The organism is Acrocarpospora pleiomorpha, from assembly GCF_009687885.1.
In the GTDB taxonomy this organism is placed as follows: domain Bacteria; phylum Actinomycetota; class Actinomycetes; order Streptosporangiales; family Streptosporangiaceae; genus Acrocarpospora; species Acrocarpospora pleiomorpha.
In genome coordinates, this window is the sequence record NZ_BLAF01000026.1 from 124,306 (window position 1) to 143,180 (window position 18,875).

Sequence of the window (18,875 nt, forward strand, 5' to 3'; positions counted from 1 at the left end):
TAGCGCACATCGCGTACCTACTGCAACGGTGACATTTCGCCCGCCAACAAAGATCAGCGAGTCCCCCAGGAGTAGGTCTGCTTGTGGAGCTTGAGGTAGACGAACGTCTCTGTGGCCCGAACGGCCGGGATCGCGCGAATTTTGCCAAGAATCTCCAGAAGGTGGCGATCACCCTCGCAGACCACCTCGACCATGATGTCCACCGAGCCCGCGGTGAGCACCACGTAGTCGACCTCCTCGATGGAGGACAGCTCGTCGGCGACCGCTTCCAGGTCGCCCTCGCACTTGATGCCGATCATCGCCTGGCGCGGAAAGCCCAGCGTCAGCGGGTCGGTCACGGCGACGATCTGCATGACACCCGAGTCAAGCAGCCGCTGCACCCGCTGCCGCACGGCCGCCTCGGACAGCCCGACCGCCTTGCCGATCGCCGCGTACGGCTTGCGCCCGTCGGTCTGCAGCTGTTCGACGATCTGTTTGGAGATATCGTCCAGGATGACCGGTCCATTCCTGGTCGTACGTACCTTTGGAGGTGTGGTCATCCCCGTGATGTCCCCTTCGCGAAAGCCGTACCCGACTCGTGTTTCTGACATGTTGCCGTCTTGGAGCGACATGCTGTCAGTTTCGCTGCTCATGTCAAGCGATTCCGTAGCAGTTTGATATCTTCGCCACGAAATCCCTTGTCGCTGTCTGATATGTCTGTCAGAGTCGCGACAACCCAGCCACCTCATAGGAGGTCAACGGTGACCACCCGACTGCAGAACTTCATCGACGGGAAGTTCGTCGACGCCCGGAGCGGACGGTTCTCCGATGTGATCGATCCCAGCACCGGTGAGGTCTACGCTCAGGCGCCCGTCTCGGGCCAGGAGGATGTGGACGCCGCCTTCGCCGCCGCGGCCTCGGCCTTTGACACGTGGGGTCAGACCACGCCGGGAGAGCGTGCGAACCTGCTTCTGAAGATAGCGGACGCGATCGACGCCCGGGCTGACGAGATCAACGAGGCGGAGTGCCGGAACACCGGCAAGCCGGCCGCCCGGATGGCCGAGGACGAGACGCCGGTGGCGGCGGATCATTTCCGGTTCTTCGCGGGCGCGGCGCGCACGCTGGAGGGGCCGTCGGCGGGCGAGTTCCTGGCCGAGCACACCAGCGTGATCCGGCACGAGCCGATCGGCGTGATCGGGCAGGTCACACCCTGGAACTACCCGATGATGATGGCGGTGTGGAAGATCGCCCCGGCGCTGGCGGCAGGGAACACGGTCGTGCTCAAGCCGTCCGACACGACGCCGGTCTCCACCGTCAAGCTGGCCGAGATCATCGGTGACATCCTGCCCGCGGGCGTCTTCAACGTGGTCACCGGCGACCGGGAGACGGGCGCGCTGGTGGTCGGGCATCCGCTGGCGTCGATGGTGGCCATCACCGGTTCCGTCGGGGCCGGCATGTCGGTGGCCAAGACCGCGGCCGACGACCTCAAGCGCGTACATCTGGAGCTGGGTGGCAAGGCGCCCGTCGTGGTGTTCGAGGACATCAAGGACATCAAGGCCGCCGCCGAGGCGATCGCGGGCGCGGGCCTCTACAACGCCGGGCAGGACTGCACCGCGGCCTGCCGGGTGCTGGTGCACGAGAGCATCCACGACGAGTTCGCCGCCGCGCTCACCGAGGCGGCCGCAGCCACCGTCACCGGGACCGGCGAGGACGCGTTCTACGGCCCGCTCAACAACCCCACCCAGCTGGAGCGGGTGACCGGGTTCCTGAGCCGGGTCCCGGCGCACGCCAGCGTGCTGACCGGCGGCCACAAGCTCGGCGACCAGGGTTACTTCTTCGCCCCCACCGTGGTGGACGGCCTCCAGCAGGACGATGAGATGGTGCAGAACGAGGTCTTCGGCCCGGTCATCACCATCCAGACCTTCACCGACGAGGCCGACGCCCTGGCCAAGGCCAACGGCGTGCGCTACGGCCTGTCCGGTTCGGTCTGGACGTCCGACCACGGCCGGGCGATGCGCATGTCCAAGCGGCTGGACTTCGGCGTGGTGTGGGTCAACACCCACATCCCGTTCGTCTCCGAGATGCCGCACGGCGGCTTCAAGCACTCGGGCTACGGCAAGGACCTGTCGGTCTTCGGTTTGCACGACTACACCCGGGTTAAGCATGTGATGCACTACATAGGCGAATGAACCGCGATAGGTGAAATGCGAGAGGTGATATGACCGAGGCAATACCCGCCATCGAGCTTGACGGTGTCGTCAAGGAATACCTCTCGCATGGCGAGACCGTACAGGCCGTGAAGGGTGTCAGCCTGGCCATCGGGGAGGGAGAGTTCTTCTCCCTCCTCGGGCCGTCCGGGTGTGGCAAGACCACCACGATGCGCATGATCGCGGGCTTCGAGGAGCCCACGAAGGGCGTCGTCAAACTCCACGGGCAGGACGTCACCGACGTTCCCCCGAACAAGCGGGACATCAACATGGTGTTCCAGTCGTACGCGCTGTTCCCGCACATGAACGTCTGGGAGAACGTCGCGTTCGGCCTGCGGCGGCGCAAGATCGCCGAGACGGAGATCAAGCAGCGGGTGGGCGAGATCCTGGAGATCGTCGACCTGACCGGGCGGGAGAAGCGCCGCCCCCGGGAGATGTCCGGCGGCCAGCAGCAGCGGGTCGCGCTGGCCCGGGCGCTGGTCAACCGGCCGCGCGCGCTGCTGCTGGACGAGCCGCTCGGCGCGCTGGACCTGAAACTCCGCCAGCTCATGCAGATCGAGCTCAAGCGCATCCAGCGCGAGGTCGGCATCACGTTCGTCTACGTGACCCACGACCAGAACGAGGCGCTCACCATGAGCGACCGCATCGCCGTCATGAACGACGGGTTAGTGGAGCAGCTGGCCGGTCCGCGGGAGATCTACGAACGCCCGGCGACCAAGTTCGTGGCCGGATTCATCGGCACCTCGAACCTGCTCAGCGGCACCGTGGACTCGATCAACGGCTCCGCCGCCGTGGTACGGCTCGGCGCCGAGGACCGCATCCTGGTCGCGGGGCCGTCGGCCGCGGGGGAAACGGTCGATCTGACCGTCCGGCCGGAGAAGATCACGATCTCTACCGAGCAGCCGGAAGGCGAGCTCAGCGTGGTACGGGGCACCGTGAACGAGGTCGTCTACCTGGGCACTTACAACAGTTACGCGGTCGGCCTGGCCGACGGTGCGGAGATCATGGTTTTCCAGCAGAACGCCAACGACAGCAGCGTCACCGCCGAACGCGGCGACACGGTCTGGCTGTCCTGGCAGCCGCAGCACTCCTATGCGCTCTAGCACCACGTTCCCACCCCCTCCGGAGCCCGAGATGAACCACCCCCTCCTGCGCGGTATGACGCAGTCGCGATACTCCCGCCGGGACGCCTTCCGCGTCGCCGGATTCTCCGCCGCCGGTCTGGCGCTGGCCGCCTGTGGCGTACAAGGTCAGAAGGCCGCGCCGCCCAAGCCGAGCGAAGTGGCCGACTTCTGGTCCACGCAGAAGAAGAACGGCCAGGTCGTCTTCGCCAACTGGCCCGAGTACATGCCCGAGGACCAGGGCCCGCTGAAGAAGTTCCAGCAGGCCACGGGGATCTCCTACGAATACAAGGAAGTCATCCAGGAGAACGCCGACTTCTTCGGCAAGTCCGAGCCGCAGCTGCGGGCCGGGCAGCCGCTCGGCTACGACATCATCGTGATGACCAACGGCCTGCAGCTGGCCAAGATGATCCAGCTGGGCTACCTGGTCGCGCTGGACCACAAGCAGCTGCCCACCTTCGCCGCCAACGCGGGCGCCAAGTACAAGAACCCCTCGTTCGACCCGAACAACCAGTTCACCATTCCCTGGCAGGCGGGTGTCACCGGCATCGCGTACAACACCAAGTACGTCAAAGAGGACATCACCAGCATCCAGTCGCTGTTCGACAAGAAGTACGAGGGCAAGGTCGGCATGATGGCCGACGCCCAGGAGATCGCCAACTTCGCGATGTTCGCGGTCGGCGTGGACCCCGACAAGTCCACTCAGGCCGACTGGGAGAAGGCCGGCGCCAAGCTCAAGGAGCAGCGCGACAGCGGGGTTGTCCGCAAGTACTACGACCAGTCCTACATCGACGCGGTGGCCAAGGGCGACATCTGGCTGTCCCAGGCCTGGTCCGGCGACGTGTTCCAGCGCCAGCTGGCCGGGGAGCCGGTCAAGTTCGTGGTGCCCGCCGAGGGCGGCACGATCTGGGTGGACAACATGGCGATCCCGAAGGGCGCCGCCAACCCGGTGGACGCGCTGATGCTGATGGACTTCATGTACAAGCCGGAGATCGCGGCCGAGCTCACCGAATACATCCAGTACGTGACCCCGGTCCCCGGCGTGCAGGCCATCCTCGCGGCCAAGGACGACAAGGACGCCAAGGCGCTGGCCGAGAGCCCGCTGATCTTCCCGTCCGACGAGGACTACGCCAAGCTGCGCAGCTACAAGACGCTGACCGCCGCCGAGGAGACGGTCTTCAACGGCATCTTCCAGTCGATCACGCAGGGCTGAGCATGGGACGCAGGGCGCCGTACTGGCTGGCGCTGCCGGGCTGGCTCTGGCTGGGCATCTTCCTGGTGGTGCCGATCGCGGCGATGGCCTCGGTCTCGCTCACCACCGGGAACCTGATCGAGGGTTTCGCGCAGACGCTGAGCGTGTCCAACTACTCCGACGCGATCGCGAAATACAGCACCCAGCTGGTGCGCTCGCTGGTGTACGGCGGCGTGGCCACACTGCTGATGCTGCTGCTGGGCTATCCCGTGGCCTACTGGATCGCCTTCAAGGGCGGCAACCGCAAGTCGATGTACCTGTTCCTGCTGCTGCTGCCGTTCTTCGTGTCGTTCGTGCTGCGCACCATCTCGTGGGGCTTCCTGCTGGCCGACGACGGCATCCTGTTCGGCACGCTGAAGGGCTGGGGGGTGCTGCCGACCGACTTCCACGTCCTGGCGACGACGGTGGCGGTGATCGGCGGCCTGGTCTACAACTTCCTGCCGTTCATGATCCTGCCGATCTACGTGGCGCTTGAGCGGGTGGACCCGAGGGTGATCGAAGCCGCCTACGACCTGTACGCGTCCCGGTTCGACGCGTTCCGCCGGGTCGTGCTGCCGCTGTCGCTGCCGGGCGTGTTCGCGGGCGTGCTGATGACGTTCGTGCCGGCCACCGCCGACCCGGTCAACGCGGCCGTGCTGGGCGGCACCGGCAACACGATGATCGGCAACATCATCCAGACCGAGTACCTGGTGAACAGCAACTACCCGACGGCCTCGGCGCTGTCGTTCACGCTGATGGCGGTGCTGCTGATCGGCATCTTCATCTACGCGCGGACGCTCGGCACCGACAACGTGCTGGAGGCGGCGGCCCGATGAGAAACAGACTCGGCGACCGCGTCCTGCACTGGTACACCTGGCTGATCATCCTCTGGCTGTCGTCACCCATCGCGGTGATGATCGTGTTCGGCTTCAACGACAAGAAGTCCAAGTCGAACACGTCCTGGCAGGGGTTCACGCTCAAGTGGTACCAGCAGCTGTTCGCGATCGACGGGCTGACCGAGGCGCTGATCAACTCGATCGTCATCGCCGTGGTCAGCACGATCCTGGCGACGACGCTGGGCACGCTGCTGGGCCTGGCCGTGGGACGCTACCGGTTCCGCGGCAAGGGACTGACCAACTTCCTGATCTTCGCGGCCATTTCCACGCCGGAACTGGTGATGGGCGCCTCGCTGTTGTCGCTGTTCGTGTCGGCGAACGCGCCGCGCGGGCACATCACGATCATCATCGCGCACACGCTGTTCTCGCTGGCGTTCGTGGTGGTGACCGTGCGGGCCCGGGTGGTGGTGCTGGATCCCTCCCTCGAGGAGGCGGCACGCGATCTCGGGGCCGGCACGTGGGAGACGTTCCGGCTGGTCACGCTGCCGTCGATCATGCCAGGCGTGGCGGCGGGGGCGATGCTGGCGTTCGCGCTGTCGATCGACGACTACGTGGTGACCAGTTTCGTGAACGGATCCACCCAGACCTTCCCGTTGTGGATCATCGGGTCGGTCAAGGTGGGCATTCCCGCGCAGGTCAACGTCATGGGCACGCTCATCTTCGCGCTGGGCGCGCTGGTCGCCATCGCCAACTCGGTGTCGTCCAGACGCCGGGCCGCCAGATAAATCGTGAGAAGCCCCCTTCCCTGCCGGGGAGGGGGCTTTCGGCTACCGCACGAGAGAGGTGAGACCGGAACAAACCCGGGGGGACCCCGTATAAATCGCGATTTGTGTAAGGGAAGTGGAATTTGTGGATCCGCTGAAGGCGCTCGCGGACGCGGAGCGCAAGCCGTACTGGCTGGACGAGGATCCTTTCGAGCCGGAGCCGCTGCCGCGGATCTTCGGCCATACCCAGGCCGATCTCGCCATCGTGGGCGGCGGCTTCTCCGGACTGTGGACGGCCCTGCTGGCCAAGGAGCGTGATCCCGGGCGGGACGTGGTGCTGCTGGAAGGGCAGCGGGTGGGCTGGGCGGCCACCGGGCGCAACGGCGGGTTCTGCCACGCCAGCCTGACGCACGGGCTCGCCAACGGGCTCGAACGCTGGCCGTACGAGATCGCGGACCTGCACCGGCTCGGGGTGGAGAACTTCAACGCGATCGAGGAGACCATCGCCCGCTACGGCATCGACTGCTCCTTCGAGCGCACCGGCGAGCTGAACGTGGCCACCGAGGAGTGGCAGCTGGGCGAGATGAGCGAGGTGCACACGATCGGGCGCGAGCTCGGCGCCGACATCGAGTATCTGGACCGCGACCAGGTCAGGGCCGAGGTGAACTCGCCGACCTACATCGCGGGGGTGTGGGAGCGCGGCGACTGCGCCATGATCGACCCGGCCCGGCTGGCCTGGGGGCTGCGCCTGGCCTGCCTCCAGCTCGGGGTGCGCATCTACGAGCACTCCCCGATCAAGCACATCGTCAAGGACGGCGCCGCGCTCCGGCTGACCGCCCCTTACGGGACGGTCCGGGCCAACCGGGTCGCGCTCGGCACCGGCGCGTTCTCGCCGCTGCTGCGCCGCCTGCGCCACTACCTGGCCCCCGTGTACGACTACGCCCTGATGACCGAACCTCTCACCACGGAACAACTCGCCTCGATCGGCTGGAAGAACCGGCAGGGCATGGGCGATTCGGCCAACCAGTTCCACTACTACCGGCTCACCGACGACAACAGCATCCTGTGGGGCGGCTACGACGCGATCTACTACAACGGCGGCCGCGTCAAGATCGGCTACGACCAGCGGGACGCCACCTTCCTGACCCTGGCCGAACACTTCTACGAGACCTTCCCGCAACTGGAGGACGTGCGCTTCTCCCACAAATGGGGTGGACTGATCGACACCTGCAGCCGCTTCAGCGCCTTCTACGGCACCGGGTACGGCTCCCGCCTGGCCTACGCGGTCGGCTACACCGGCCTCGGCGTGGCCGCCACCCGGTTCGGCGCCAACGTCATGCTGGACCTGCTGGACGGCCTCGACACCGAACGCACCCGCCTGCGCATGGTCCGGGAGAAGCCCGTGCCGTTCCCGCCGGAACCCGTGCGCTCCGCCGTCATCCAGCTCACCCGCTGGTCACTGGCCCGCGCCGACGCCAACGGCGGCCGCCGCAACCTGTGGCTGCGCACCCTCGACCGCTTCGGCCTCGGATTCGACTCCTAGCGAGCAGACTGCGAGGTATGAGAGTTGAGTTCACCAGCATCCCCCTGATCGGCGAGCTGCGGGTCCCGGACGGCCGGGGCCCGCATCCCGCCCTCGTCTTCACCGGCCCGTTCACCGGCGTGAAAGAGCAGGTCACCGGCCTGTACGCGGAACGCCTGACCGAACGCGGCTACGTCACCCTGGCCTTCGACCACCGCAACTTCGGTGAGTCCGGCGGGCAGCCGCGCAGCCACGAGGACCCGCAGGGCAAGCTGGCGGACCTGCGGGCGGCCGTCGGCTACCTGCGCACCCGCCCCGAGGTGGACGCCGACCGGATCGGCGCGGTCGGCATCTGCCTGGGCGGCGGTTACGCGCTGCGGTTCGCCGCGTTCGATCCCCGGGTGAAGGTGTTCGTGGGGATCGCGGGGGCGTACAACTCGCCCTACATGATGCGCGAGGGCATGGGCCCGGACGGGTACCAGGGCGCGCTGGCGAGCTTCGGAGAGGTGCTGGAACGCCAGGATCAGGGCGGGCCGGTGGAGTATGTGCCCGCCGTGGGCGAGGGCGGTGCGATGCCGGGGGAGGAGCCCTTCGCCTACTACGGCACCGAGCGGGGCGCGGCCGAACACTGGCGCGACGAGGTGACCCGGGCGTCGGTCCTTGAGCTGATCACCATGGACAACCTGATGGGCGCCGACTTCCTGTCGCCCAAGCCAGGGCTGCTCGTGCACGGCGTCGTGGACGCCTACTGCTCGCCGGAGGGCGCGCACGCCGTGCACTCCCGGCTGGACGAGCCCAAGAAGCTGGTCTGGCTGGACGCGCGGTTGCACATCGACCTGTACGACACCGAGCCCTACGTGAGCCAGGCCGTGGCGGCGACGGCGGAGTTCCTCAGCGCGTACCTGGCAGCGCCAGCCAGCGCACCGGGTTCTCCTGGGTGATCAGCCGGATCGTGGCCGCGTCCACGCCGGACCTGACCAGGGCGGGCAGCACCCGGTCGAAGAGCCGCGCGTAGCCGTCGCCGCCGTAGCCCGCCACGTCGCCCTGGCGGGCCACGCCGCTGCTCAGCAGGATCCGGGCGGCGTGCCCGGCTTCCAGCAGGGCCAGCACGTCCTCGGCGCCGGTGACGCTCACGTACGAGCCGGATTCGGCGATCTTGCGCTGCACCAGGTGGTCGGCCGCCCGCACGCTCACCCGGCCCGCGGGCACGCCGCTGGTCAGCAGGACCTCCAGCAGGCCGAGGCAGTCGGCGGCCACCGGTAGGTCGGTCCGGAGCGAGGCGCGGGCCACCGCGACGGCGGCGCGCTCCTCGGCCGGGGACGGGGTCTCCTGCCAGGCCGAGGTGACGATCAGGCCCGGACGGGCGCTGGTGCCGTCCAGGCCGACGCCGATCTCGCGGAGCAGGTCGCCGGTGAGGTCGTCGACCCCGTTGCGGCGGATCAGGTCACCGGCGAACGGCTCGGCCGCGAACCCGGTGGACGCGACCACGGCCACCCGGCTGCCGGCCGACAGGCGGGCCAGCGCCGCGGTGTCCCTGGCCGCGCCCAGGGCGGTGTGCTCGACGACCAGGTTGAGCGCGTGGTCACGGCCGAGACGCTTGAGCTCGCCGGTGACGTACGCCTCCTCGTCGAGCCAGCGCCGGGGGTCGGAGTCCACGCCGATGCCCCAGCGGGTGTCCGTACGCAGATGTTCGTGCGGCAGGATCGGCCCGTCGAAGACGGAGGCCGGTAGGGTGCCGGTCACCGTCTGGATACGCACGTCGTTGAAGGACATGTGTGGACATTAACGAATGTTTTCCGCATAGGGGGCGTGCGCTGGAATTTCTTTACTAGTTGTCTGCGGTTTGTGTCCGACACCGGCGATCACGATGAGCAGGACGATCTCCAGCACTACCAGCAGCCGTTCCAGCAGGCCGTAGAACTCGGGCCCGCCGATCAGCTCGGCCATGGGCGAACCGGGGTGGCTGAGCAGGAACGACGCCAGCACGGCCACGCTCGTCAGGGCCAGCGCCCGGACCACCGGCAGCGGCGTCCTGGACTGGCGGGCCAGGATCCAGCCCGCGCCGGGGAGAGCGGTGAACACCAGCGCGGTGGACCAGCGGTGGATCTCGCCGGCCAGCGATTCCACCACCGGCGCCGCGTCGGTGGGGAAGATCGCCCCCAGCACCAGGCCCGCGGAGGCCATCACCAGCAGCACCCGCGCCGCCGCGCTCCGGATCGGATCCACTTCCGCCAGCTGGTACGCCGCCGCGCACGCGCCCGCCGCCAGCGCCATCATGCCCAGCAGGAACAGCGCGCCGGTGGCCTCGCTGAGCGCATAGTCGCTGAGCAGGCCCTGCATCGGGTCGACCACACCGGGGTAGAGCAGGTGCAGCGCCACCATCAGGACCAGCGCCACGCTCGGCCCGGCCACCGCGAGCTTTCTCATCGAGACGACACCTCCAGATATATCTGCTCGAACCGCGCCAGGGACCGCTCATGATCGTGTCGCGCGGCCAGCGCCAGGCTGGCCCGGCCCATCGTGGCGCGGAGCTCGGCGTCGGACAGGATGGTCACCAGGTGCTTGGCGAGCTCCCGCACCTCGCCCGGCGGGTAGAGGAAACCATTGCCGTCGATCAGATGGGGGAGCGCCATGGCGTCGGCGGCCACCACCGGCAGCCCGGTGGCCATCGCCTCCAGGGTGGCGATGCTCTGCAGCTCGGCCACGCCCGGCATGGCGAACACGTCGGCCACCGAGTAGACCTCCTGCAGGTCGGCGTCGGGCACGAAGCCCAGGAACCGGACCCGTTCCCCCACCCCGATCCGGGCGGCCAGCCGTTCCAGGCTCTCCCGCCGGTTCCCGCTGCCGACCAGCACGATCTGCGCGTCCACGCTGTTCATGACCTGGGGGAGGGCCCTGACCAGCTCCTCCAGGCGCTTCTCCTCGTCCAGCCGCCCGACGAACAGGATCGTCGGCCGGTCGGGCACGCCGAACCGCTGCCGGGCCCACGCGCGCGGCTGCGGCCGGAACCGGCGCAGGTCGATGCCGCACGAGACCGGCTCCACCTCGCGGCCGAAGCCCTTGCCGGTCAGCAGTCCGGCCGCGATCGGGGTCGGGGTGGTGACGTGATCGGCCTTGGCGAACACCCGGCTGAAGTCCCGCCAGGCCAGCGCGCCGACCCGATTCCGGAGCCCGGACGGGATGTGCGCGAACTGGAAGAGGTTGTCCGGCATGAAGTGGTTGGTCGCCACCACCGGGACGCCGCCTCGCCTGGCCGCGCCGACCGCCGCCCGGCCGACCACGAAGTGCCCCTGGGTGTGCACGACGTCCGGGCCGATCCGCTCGATCAGCCGGTCCACCGTCCGGCCGAGCCCGGCGGGCACGGTCACCCGCATGGTCGGGTGCACCAGCAGCCGGGTCGAGCGCAGCCGGTGCAGCACCACGCCGTCCTCGCGGTCCAGCCTCGGCTTGCCGTCGTCGGAGGCGCAGACCACGTGCACCTCCACGCCGCGGGCGGCCAGGCCGGTGGCCAGGCGGTGGGTGAAGTACGCGGCGCCGTTCACGTCCGGCGGGTAGGTGTCGGTGGCGATCAGCACCCGCTGGGGCCGTACGGCGACGGGGGCGGCTTCGGGGGCGGCGGCGGTCATGTGGGGGGCTCCGATCGGCGGGGGAGGGGATCAGCGGGTGAGGGGGGTCGTGCGGGCCAGCGCGACGGTTCCCGCCGCCGCCACCAGGGCCGCGGCGGTCGCGGCCAGGCCGTTGGCGGGCAGGGGTTCGCCGAGGAGAAGGGCGCCGAAGGTGACGGCGGTGAGCGGGTCGGTGACCTGGAGCGCGGCGAAGGCGACCGCGAAATGCCCGATCGCGTACGCGCGCTGCAGCAGCATCAGGGCGGCGAGCGCGGGTAACGGGATGGCCGCGATCAGCCAGACATCCCAGCTCGTGCCCTCGACCAGGACGCGCATGAGGGTGGCGGTCGCGCCGTACATGACCCCGGCCGCGATGGCCAGCAGGGCGGTTCTGGGCGCGGGGCTCACCCGCGACGCCACCCCCCAGCAGAGCAGCGCGACGAGCGCGGCGCCGGTCAGCATCGCCACCCCGTCCGCGCCGGTCAGATGGGGTGGTTCGGTGGCCGCCGGGACCATCATCACCAGCGCGATCAGGCCGATGCTCACCGCGCACGCGGCGGCCAGCTCGGCCTTCGCGGGCCGCCTGCCGTGCAGCCCCGCCGCGATCGGCAGTGCGAACAGCAGGCTGGCCACCCCCATCGGCTGCACCACGGTCAGCGGGCCGAGGCTCAGCGCGAAGAGGTGCAGCGCCGCGCCGACCGTGATGGACGCCCCGCCGACTAACCAGCGAGGCCGCCGCAGCAGCACCCGGAGGCTGAACTCCCCCTTCGAGGCCGCCTCGAACTGCTGTAACGCCGCTCCGAGCGCGAAGAACAGCGATCCGATCAGCGCCACCGCCGCCGCGAGCACAGTCATGCGTCTCCCCTCTCCTCCGCATGAAGACATGGCCCGATGGCGGGAAAGTCTCATTCGGGCATCCAGGCAGGAAACGTGAGATTTCCGCTGTCTCGCACCTGGGTAATCGCAGCCTCGCCGACCGGGAGGTACGGAACCATCCGGGATCACCCCTGACTTCGGTGGGGGATCCCTGACGTGCCCCTAGGGGATGAAACGTGCACGGATCGCCGCACCTCGGGGGTGCGTGTGGGGTTGCTTTCTTGACCGGTTCCCGGCTGGGGGTCAACGATGCGACCGGCTGTCACGACCCGTCGCTGCCCGAGGGGACTTGTCATGATCCGTCGTGGATGGACGCTGTTCATCGTTCTGTGTGTCGCGGTGCTGGTGTGGCCGCAGGCCGGGTACGCCTTGCCCGATCCGACCAGTCCGGTCACCGGGAACGGGACCTGGTTCGACGCGCTCGGCTCGCCGTACGGAGGGTGCGGATTGCCGCAGGGGCAGCTGGATTCGCAGCATTTCGTGGCGCTGAACGTGTACAACACGCCAGGGGATTACTCGTTCTATCCGCGGCCGCTGACCGGGGCCAACCTGGCGAAGGCCGGGATGTGGAACAACGGGCTCAACTGCGGGCGGTGGGTGCAGGTGTCGGTGGCCGACTACTGCACGGGCGTCAATGACGGCGCGCCCAATCAGGCGTTCTGCCGGAACGGGTCGTGGGTGGCGGACGCGTACAACGGAGCCACGCTGACCATGCAGGTGGCCGATAGTTGCGGGGATTCCAACGGGTGGTGCCGGGATGATCCGTACCATCTGGATCTGGCGAAGGCGTCGCTGAACGCGTTCGTGAAGAATGGCGCGCCGGTGGGGGACATGTATCCCAATCATTGGAACAACCGGCGGTTGACGTGGCAGTTCGTGCCGGCGCCCAATTACACCGGGGATATCAAGATCGGGTTTATGCAGGGGGCGCAGGTGTGGTGGCCCGCGATCGCGGTGTCGCATCTGGCCAATGGCATTCACGGGGTGGAGTACTTCGCGAACGGGGCCTGGCAGACCGCGCAGATGAACAGCGACATGGGACAGTCGTATGTGATCGGCGGGACCACGAATGGCGGGTCGCAATTCCAGATCCGGGTGCGGGACGCGGCCAACAACCTGATCAACAATGGGCGGATCTACAGCTTCGGCCTGCCGGCGTCCTGCTCGCCCTGCGGTCAGCCGTATACAGCGGCCACCTACACGACAAACGGCCCGTCGCCCTCTCCCTCGCCTTCGCCTAGCCCGTCCCCCTCGCCGTCTCCTTCGCCTTCCCCGTCTCCCAGTCCGTCGCCCTCCCCTTCGCCCTCGCCGTCGGGCAGGTGCACGGTGACCTATCAGGTGACCGACTCCTGGAACGGCGCCTTCAACGCGAGTGTCAGCGTGCGGAACACCGGCACGGCCTGGAACAACTGGTCGATCACCTGGACGGCCCCGCCCGGGGTGACGCTCGGCAGCGCCTGGAACGCCGTCATCACCCCCAGCGGCAGCACCTGGACGATCAGAGGTCCCGCCTGGGCGCCCAACCTGGCCGCGGGCGCGACCGCCACCTTCGGATTCCAGGGCAACGGCCCGTCGACACCGGGACCGTCCGCCATCAGATGCGGCTGACCGGTCAGGTCATCGTCTTGCCGCCGTTGACGGCGAGACGCTGACCGGTCACGTACCGGGAGTCCGAGGACGCCAGGAAGGCGACCACGTCGGCCACGTCCGCGGGCTCCCCCATGTGCGAGAGCGCGGTTCCCCTCAGGTAGTCGGCGAACTCGGCGTCGGTGACCCCCGCGTGCCGCTCCACCGGAATCCATCCGGGCTCGACCGTGTTGACCGTGATCCCGTACGGCCCGAGTTCCCGGGCCCACGTACGAGTCAGCCCATGCATGGCGGCCTTGGCAGACACATATGCCGACATTTCGCGATTACCGAGGTCGACGACCTCGCTGCCCACGTTGATGATCCGCCCGGTCCCCGCCGCCCGCATGTCCGGCAACACGGCCTGCAGGATCAGCAGCGGCGCCTTGACGAAGAACCGCAGCTGCTTCAGATGGTCTTCCCACGTCACCTGATCGACCGGGATCAGCGGCTGCGGCCCGGTCGCGTTGTTGACCACCACCGCGATCGGCCCCAGCTCCGCCAGCGCCGCTCGCACCTGCTCCTCGTCGGTCACGTCGAACCGCGCCAGCGCGACCGAATGCCCGCGCGCCTTGATGCGCTCAGCCACCCCGGTGGCCCCTGCGGTGTCATGTGCGTAGTTGAGCGCCACATGCCAGCCGTCCGCCGCCAGCCGGTCGGCGATGAAGGCGCCAAGGCCACGCGAAGCACCGGTGACAAGCGCGGTGCCGAGGGAGTTTCCGGTCATGACGGTCCTTTCCAGAGCCGTCAATGATCGTACGACATGTCACCGCAACGCCCGGAACAGCGGGAAAGGCCCGGCAGGGCGATCGAGGAGATCACCCTGCCGGGCCTTTGACGATCAGCTGCCTTGACGGCGTGGTGGCATCGTGTCCCGCGAACCCGGCTCACGGCCGTGCTCACGGTTGCCCATGCCGGGCTTGCTGTTGGGCTGGCCGGGCATCTCATCCGGCCGGCGCTGGTGCGGCTGAGGGTTGTTCTCCCCAGGACGAATGTCCCGGTCGGTGCCGGGCTGACGTGGGTTCTTCTTCTTAGCATTCATGCCAAAAGGATTTCCGCCCGACAAAGCAGACAAACTGACATGAAGCACCCCGAGCGCGACTTTGACCCTAAGCCGGATTTTCCGCATGCAAACGGCTCAATACCCTACGAAACGCCCAAACTGAACCCACGAAGGCCAGTCCGGTGATCAGCGCCACCACCAGCGCACGGGTCAGCGGGTACTCGGCGATCGACTGATGCACCAGCAGCCAGATGCTCACGGTCGAGTTGGCCAGCAGCACGAACGCCCAGAGCAGGGTGATCCGGGCGAAGAACCGGCGCATGCGCTCGTGCCTGAGCACGAACGAGGGCAGGTGGATGTAGTCGAGCGTGAGCTTCTGCACCAGCGGGCGGCGCAGCCGTACTGAGGCGATGAAGATCAGGCTGATGCAGATCGTGCCGATCTCCGGCTGGATGAAGTAGACGACATGGTCATTGGTCCACAGACCGAGCAGGGTCCGGAATGTGATCGCGATGCTGGCCACGATCATCGTGCCCGGAATCGGCAGCCGCCGGATCAGCCGCCACCCCACGCTCCCGTACACCCAGGTCGCCGCCGCGATCAGCGCTCCGGCGAAGCCGAGCAGATAGAGCGCCGAATAGAAGACCGCGAGCGGTGCGATTACGCCCTCCAGAATCCTCGGCACCGCTTGCTTGATCATCGCGGTGGCGCGGGGCAAGGCGAATGGAGGGTGAGACATGGGGCTCCTCAGCAAGCGACGGCGAACCGACGCTAAAGGTTTCTTCACCTGCCCGGAGCAGGTATTGAAAACCCTGGGGCAGACCATGGCTGGTGAGTAAAGGTACCTGACCCTTAGGGGAGCACACGCCTATCCCCTAGGGGACAAGCCTGAGGTGACAGGGTTCTTACCTCCGGGTTCACCCCAGGCTGGCGGTGGCCAGCTTCGCGCTGAAGCCCACGAAAAGCGCGCCCACCACGGACGTGAGGCCCGCTGACAAGGCACGACGGCGCTGGAACTGGGTGGCCAGGAAAGTGCCGCTAAAGATCAGCGCGGACAGGTAGAGAACGCTGAAAATTTGAATGATCACGCCGAGAATCAGGAACGAGAGCGCGGGCGCGCCATAACTGGGATCGACGAACTGCACGAAGAACGAGACGAAAAACAAGATCGCCTTGGGATTCAGCACGCTGATCACCAAAGCTTTCCTGAATGGATGCCCCGCAGTCACCATGGGGGCCTCTTGTGCCGTCGCGGCGCCGCGCCGGGACCGCCAGGCCGACCGGAGCATGGTGAATCCGATCCAGGCCAGGTAGGCCGCGCCCGCGTACTTGACGATGGCGAACAGCACCGCGTCCCGCAGCAGCGAGGCCACCCCCGCCGCCGTCGCCACCATCAGCACGGTGTCCCCGACGAAGACCCCGGCGGCGGCCCGGTAGCCCACCCGCACGCCGCGCTGCGCGGCCGTGGAGAGCACGTAGAGCGAGTTGGGTCCCGGCAGCAGAATGATCAGAAACGCGCCGATGACGTAGGTCCAGATGTCGGTGATCCCGAAGAACATGTCACTCCCTGTGCTGCCGGAGATAACACGGTATCGCCTGATCTTGTAGATCACTCAGGGGATATTTACCTCTAATCCCTATGGGATTACCATGAAATCTCCCCAGCCTGCAGAGAGGCCCTCCCATGAGTGAGCCCGAACCCCCCACCAGCAGAGAGTCCCGCACCGCGTTCAACGAGGACTGGGCGGCGACCATCCTCGGCCTGGTGCTCCTCGTCCTGGTCCTGACCGGCGTCATCCCGACAGGGCTGGTGCCCTGATGACCACCGAGAACCGGCAATCAGACATCGCCCCTGAGCCTGGAACACCGGCCACGGAAACACCGGCCACGGAACCGGCGTCCACGGAAACGGCGTCATTCGCCTGGGCCGCCGGCGGCGTTCTGGCCGTGCTCGTGCTCGGCGCGGCCACCCGCTACCTGGAGCAGAACGTCCCCGAATGGTTTGAGGGGGACTTCGCCTCGGCCATCGAATACCCCGTCTACGCGATCCTGCTCGGCCTGCTCGGCAACGCGGTGCTCACCGCGACCGGGGTCAGGGACCGGCTCGCGGGCGGGTTCCGCACCGAGTTCTTCATCAAGACCGGCCTCGTGCTGCTCGGCGCGTCGATCAACCTGAGCGTGATCGTCACCGCCGCCGGGCCCGCGATCATCCAGGGCATCGTGCTGATCACCTCGGTGTTCCTGTTCACCTGGTGGCTCGGCGGGAAGCTCGGCCTGGAGGACAAGCTCCGGGCGCTGCTGTCGGCCGCCGTGTCGATCTGCGGGGTGAGCGCGGCGATCGCGGCGGCGGGAGCCGTACAGGCGAAGCGGGAGCAGCTCGCCTACGCGGCCAGCCTGGTGATCGTGTTCGCGTTGCCGTCGATCTTCATTCTGCCCTGGCTGGCCAGCGTGCTCGGGCTGTCGCCGGAGGTGGCGGGGGCCTGGATCGGCGGGAACATCGACACCACGGCGGCGGTGACGGCGGCGGGGGCGATCGTCGGCGAAGAGGCGCTTGCGGTCGCCACCATCGTCAAGGTCACCCAGAACGCGCTGATCGGCATTGTCGTGATCGCGCTGACCGCGTGGTTCGCGTTCCGGGTCGAGCGCCGTCCGGACGCGGCGGCTCCCGGCCTGGGCGAGCTGTGGCGGCGGTTCCCCAAGTTCGTGCTCGGCTTCATCGCCGCCTCGGTCGTGGCCACCTGGTATCTCAGCACGGTGTCCGCCGCGGACGGAAAGGCCACCATCGGGGTCGCCAACGACCTGCGGGTCTGGTTCCTCATCCTGGCCTTCGTCAGCATCGGCCTGGAGTTCCGCCCGGCGTCCTTGCGCGCCGCCGGCTGGCGCCCGGTCGCGGTGTTCGGCGCCGCCGCCGTGGTCAACCTGCTGCTCGCCCTCGCCCTGGCCGCCCTGCTGTTCAGCGGCTTCACCGTCGAATAGGCCAATGAGACCGGCCACCCCTGGATGGTGGCCGGTCTCACTTTTACGGGCGGGCAAGGCGGTAGAAGCGCCAGAACGGGGAGTCGATCGGGAGCTCGGTGTAGCTGAGCCCGGCGGCCGTCGCCCAGCGGGCCACGGTCGGGGCGCGCAGCGCGGTGCCGGAGGCCAGGTGGGCGGAGTCCGGGGACTCGGCCATCGTGGCCGGCAGGCAGTGCAGCACGCTGCAGGCGTAGTGGAAACGCTCCACCGGGTCGGCCGGGGCCGCGTACTCGTGCGCCACCTTCTCGTCGGCGATCAGGATCGAACCGCCGTCGGTGAGCTGGGTCCGCGCGGCCCGCAGCACCTCGCCCGGGTCGGCCATGTCGTGCAGGGCCTCGAAGACGGTGATCAGGTCGAACGCGCCGACGGCCACCCGCGCGTCCCCCTGCTCGAACGTCACCCGGTCGGCCACCCCCGCCGCGGCGGCGGCCAGCTGAGCCTCCTCGACCGAGGTCTTGTCCAGGTCCACGCCGTGCACCCGCACCCGGGGGTAGGCCTGGGCCAGCGTGATCGAGGACGCGCCCAGACCGCAGCCCAGGTCCAGCACCCGCGCCCCCGGCTCGGCCCGCAGCCGCCGGTGCAGGTCGGGCACGGACGGGAGCCAGGTCTGGGTGTACTCGTTGAGGTACATCGGGCGGTTGACGGAGGCGATCCCATGCCGGACGTCCCGGCCGTACGCCTCGTACGGGATGCCCTCGCCGGTCCGGAACACCCGCAGCAACTCGGGCAGCACGCTCGCCATCCCGGCGAACAGCTTCGTCACGGGCGCCACGTGGTAGGGGCTCTCGGCGTCCAGCAACACCTCGGCGTGCGCGGGCGACAGGCTGAACCTGCCGTCCTCGTAGTCCAGGTAGCCGGCGGCGGCCTGCTGCTCCAGCCACTCCTTGGCGTACCGGGGGGCGATGCCGGGCAGGCCCTCGGCGGCGGTGACAGGGCCGGCGGCGAGCGCGCGGTACAGGCCTAGTTCGAGGCCGAGATGCACGGTCAGCACCTCGGCGGCGGTGGTCACGTCGCCGATCATTCGCTCGGCGAGAAGGTCACGAGAATCAGTCATGACGGTGACTGTGCCCGCCGCCACTTGCACGACGCG

20 protein-coding genes are annotated in these 18,875 nt (G+C 68.2%); 10 read left to right on the forward strand and 10 right to left on the reverse strand.

The window, feature by feature from the left end:
• Positions 1 to 53: 53 nt before the first annotated feature.
• Positions 54 to 539, reverse strand: a complete 486-nt coding sequence (locus Aple_RS23535; RefSeq protein WP_155346876.1) for an Lrp/AsnC family transcriptional regulator — start codon at positions 537 to 539, stop codon at positions 54 to 56.
• A 153-nt stretch (positions 540 to 692) separates the two neighbouring features.
• Here Aple_RS23535 and Aple_RS23540 point away from each other — a divergent pair, with 153 nt between their 5' ends.
• The 7 genes from Aple_RS23540 to Aple_RS23570 all read left to right on the forward strand — a co-directional run bounded on the left by Aple_RS23540 (position 693) and on the right by Aple_RS23570 (position 8,601).
• Positions 693 to 2,168: a gamma-aminobutyraldehyde dehydrogenase gene (locus Aple_RS23540; protein ID WP_170321631.1), complete on the forward strand. Its 1,476-nt coding sequence runs from the start codon at positions 693 to 695 to the stop codon at positions 2,166 to 2,168.
• Between the two features lie 29 nt (positions 2,169 to 2,197).
• The gene (locus Aple_RS23545; RefSeq protein WP_155346833.1) at positions 2,198 to 3,289 is read left to right on the forward strand and encodes an ABC transporter ATP-binding protein; all 1,092 of its coding nucleotides are present in this window, start codon (positions 2,198 to 2,200) and stop codon (positions 3,287 to 3,289) included.
• A 31-nt stretch (positions 3,290 to 3,320) separates the two neighbouring features.
• Positions 3,321 to 4,520 (forward strand): ABC transporter substrate-binding protein, encoded by a 1,200-nt coding sequence (locus Aple_RS23550; protein ID WP_174889865.1) that lies wholly within the window; start codon positions 3,321 to 3,323, stop codon positions 4,518 to 4,520.
• A gap of 2 nt (positions 4,521 to 4,522) precedes the next feature.
• A complete protein-coding gene (locus tag Aple_RS23555) occupies positions 4,523 to 5,374 on the forward strand; it encodes an ABC transporter permease (protein WP_155346835.1) in 852 nt (283 codons plus the stop codon).
• The gene (locus Aple_RS23560; RefSeq protein WP_155346836.1) at positions 5,371 to 6,159 is read left to right on the forward strand and encodes an ABC transporter permease; all 789 of its coding nucleotides are present in this window, start codon (positions 5,371 to 5,373) and stop codon (positions 6,157 to 6,159) included. Before Aple_RS23555 ends, Aple_RS23560 begins: the two co-directional genes overlap by 4 nt.
• A 124-nt stretch (positions 6,160 to 6,283) precedes the next feature.
• The gene (locus Aple_RS23565; protein WP_155346877.1) at positions 6,284 to 7,681 is read left to right on the forward strand and encodes an NAD(P)/FAD-dependent oxidoreductase; all 1,398 of its coding nucleotides are present in this window, start codon (positions 6,284 to 6,286) and stop codon (positions 7,679 to 7,681) included.
• Between the two features lie 17 nt (positions 7,682 to 7,698).
• Positions 7,699 to 8,601 (forward strand): alpha/beta hydrolase, encoded by a 903-nt coding sequence (locus Aple_RS23570; protein ID WP_155346837.1) that lies wholly within the window; start codon positions 7,699 to 7,701, stop codon positions 8,599 to 8,601.
• Here Aple_RS23570 and Aple_RS23575 read toward each other — a convergent pair.
• The 4 genes from Aple_RS23575 to Aple_RS23590 are packed head-to-tail and all read right to left on the reverse strand — an operon-like array spanning position 8,552 to position 12,120.
• Positions 8,552 to 9,433, reverse strand: a complete 882-nt coding sequence (locus tag Aple_RS23575) for a phosphotriesterase family protein (RefSeq protein WP_155346838.1) — start codon at positions 9,431 to 9,433, stop codon at positions 8,552 to 8,554. The two genes, Aple_RS23570 and Aple_RS23575, sit on opposite strands and share 50 nt — an antisense overlap.
• Positions 9,434 to 9,442: 9 nt before the next feature.
• Positions 9,443 to 10,087 (reverse strand): DUF998 domain-containing protein, encoded by a 645-nt coding sequence (locus Aple_RS23580; protein ID WP_155346839.1) that lies wholly within the window; start codon positions 10,085 to 10,087, stop codon positions 9,443 to 9,445.
• The gene (locus Aple_RS23585) at positions 10,084 to 11,286 is read right to left on the reverse strand and encodes a glycosyltransferase (protein WP_155346840.1); all 1,203 of its coding nucleotides are present in this window, start codon (positions 11,284 to 11,286) and stop codon (positions 10,084 to 10,086) included. The genes Aple_RS23580 and Aple_RS23585 overlap by 4 nt, the downstream gene beginning before the upstream one ends.
• 30 nt (positions 11,287 to 11,316) lie before the next feature.
• Positions 11,317 to 12,120: a DMT family transporter gene (locus Aple_RS23590; protein WP_155346841.1), complete on the reverse strand. Its 804-nt coding sequence runs from the start codon at positions 12,118 to 12,120 to the stop codon at positions 11,317 to 11,319.
• A gap of 315 nt (positions 12,121 to 12,435) precedes the next feature.
• On the opposite strand from Aple_RS23590, the gene Aple_RS23595 reads away from it, so the two are divergent.
• Complete coding sequence (locus tag Aple_RS23595) at positions 12,436 to 13,749, forward strand: cellulose binding domain-containing protein (protein WP_155346842.1); 1,314 nt, start codon at positions 12,436 to 12,438, stop codon at positions 13,747 to 13,749.
• 4 nt (positions 13,750 to 13,753) lie between these two features.
• On the opposite strand, the gene Aple_RS23600 is transcribed toward Aple_RS23595, so the two are convergent.
• The 4 genes from Aple_RS23600 to leuE all read right to left on the reverse strand — a co-directional run bounded on the left by Aple_RS23600 (position 13,754) and on the right by leuE (position 16,329).
• Positions 13,754 to 14,494 carry an SDR family oxidoreductase gene (locus Aple_RS23600; protein ID WP_155346843.1) on the reverse strand — a complete coding sequence of 247 codons (741 nt, stop codon included), beginning with the start codon at positions 14,492 to 14,494 and terminating at the stop codon, positions 13,754 to 13,756.
• A 114-nt stretch (positions 14,495 to 14,608) separates the two neighbouring features.
• Positions 14,609 to 14,896, reverse strand: coding sequence for a hypothetical protein (locus Aple_RS23605; protein ID WP_155346844.1), 288 nt, complete (start codon positions 14,894 to 14,896; stop codon positions 14,609 to 14,611).
• On the reverse strand, positions 14,877 to 15,509 hold the full coding sequence (locus Aple_RS23610; protein WP_155346845.1) for a VC0807 family protein: 633 nt from the start codon (positions 15,507 to 15,509) through the stop codon (positions 14,877 to 14,879). Before Aple_RS23610 ends, Aple_RS23605 begins: the two co-directional genes overlap by 20 nt.
• A gap of 178 nt (positions 15,510 to 15,687) precedes the next feature.
• Entirely contained in the window at positions 15,688 to 16,329 is a 642-nt protein-coding gene (gene leuE, locus Aple_RS23615; RefSeq protein WP_155346846.1) for a leucine efflux protein LeuE, read from the reverse strand.
• A gap of 125 nt (positions 16,330 to 16,454) precedes the next feature.
• On the opposite strand from leuE, the gene Aple_RS55605 reads away from it, so the two are divergent.
• Together Aple_RS55605 and Aple_RS23620 are read left to right on the forward strand one after the other, a co-directional pair.
• The gene (locus Aple_RS55605; protein ID WP_281361599.1) at positions 16,455 to 16,589 is read left to right on the forward strand and encodes a hypothetical protein; all 135 of its coding nucleotides are present in this window, start codon (positions 16,455 to 16,457) and stop codon (positions 16,587 to 16,589) included.
• On the forward strand, positions 16,589 to 17,746 hold the full coding sequence (locus tag Aple_RS23620; protein ID WP_155346847.1) for a YeiH family protein: 1,158 nt from the start codon (positions 16,589 to 16,591) through the stop codon (positions 17,744 to 17,746). The genes Aple_RS55605 and Aple_RS23620 overlap by 1 nt, the downstream gene beginning before the upstream one ends.
• Before the next feature lie 43 nt (positions 17,747 to 17,789).
• Here Aple_RS23620 and Aple_RS23625 read toward each other — a convergent pair whose 3' ends face one another.
• The gene (locus Aple_RS23625; protein WP_155346848.1) at positions 17,790 to 18,839 is read right to left on the reverse strand and encodes a class I SAM-dependent methyltransferase; all 1,050 of its coding nucleotides are present in this window, start codon (positions 18,837 to 18,839) and stop codon (positions 17,790 to 17,792) included.
• Positions 18,840 to 18,875: the final 36 nt, after the last annotated feature.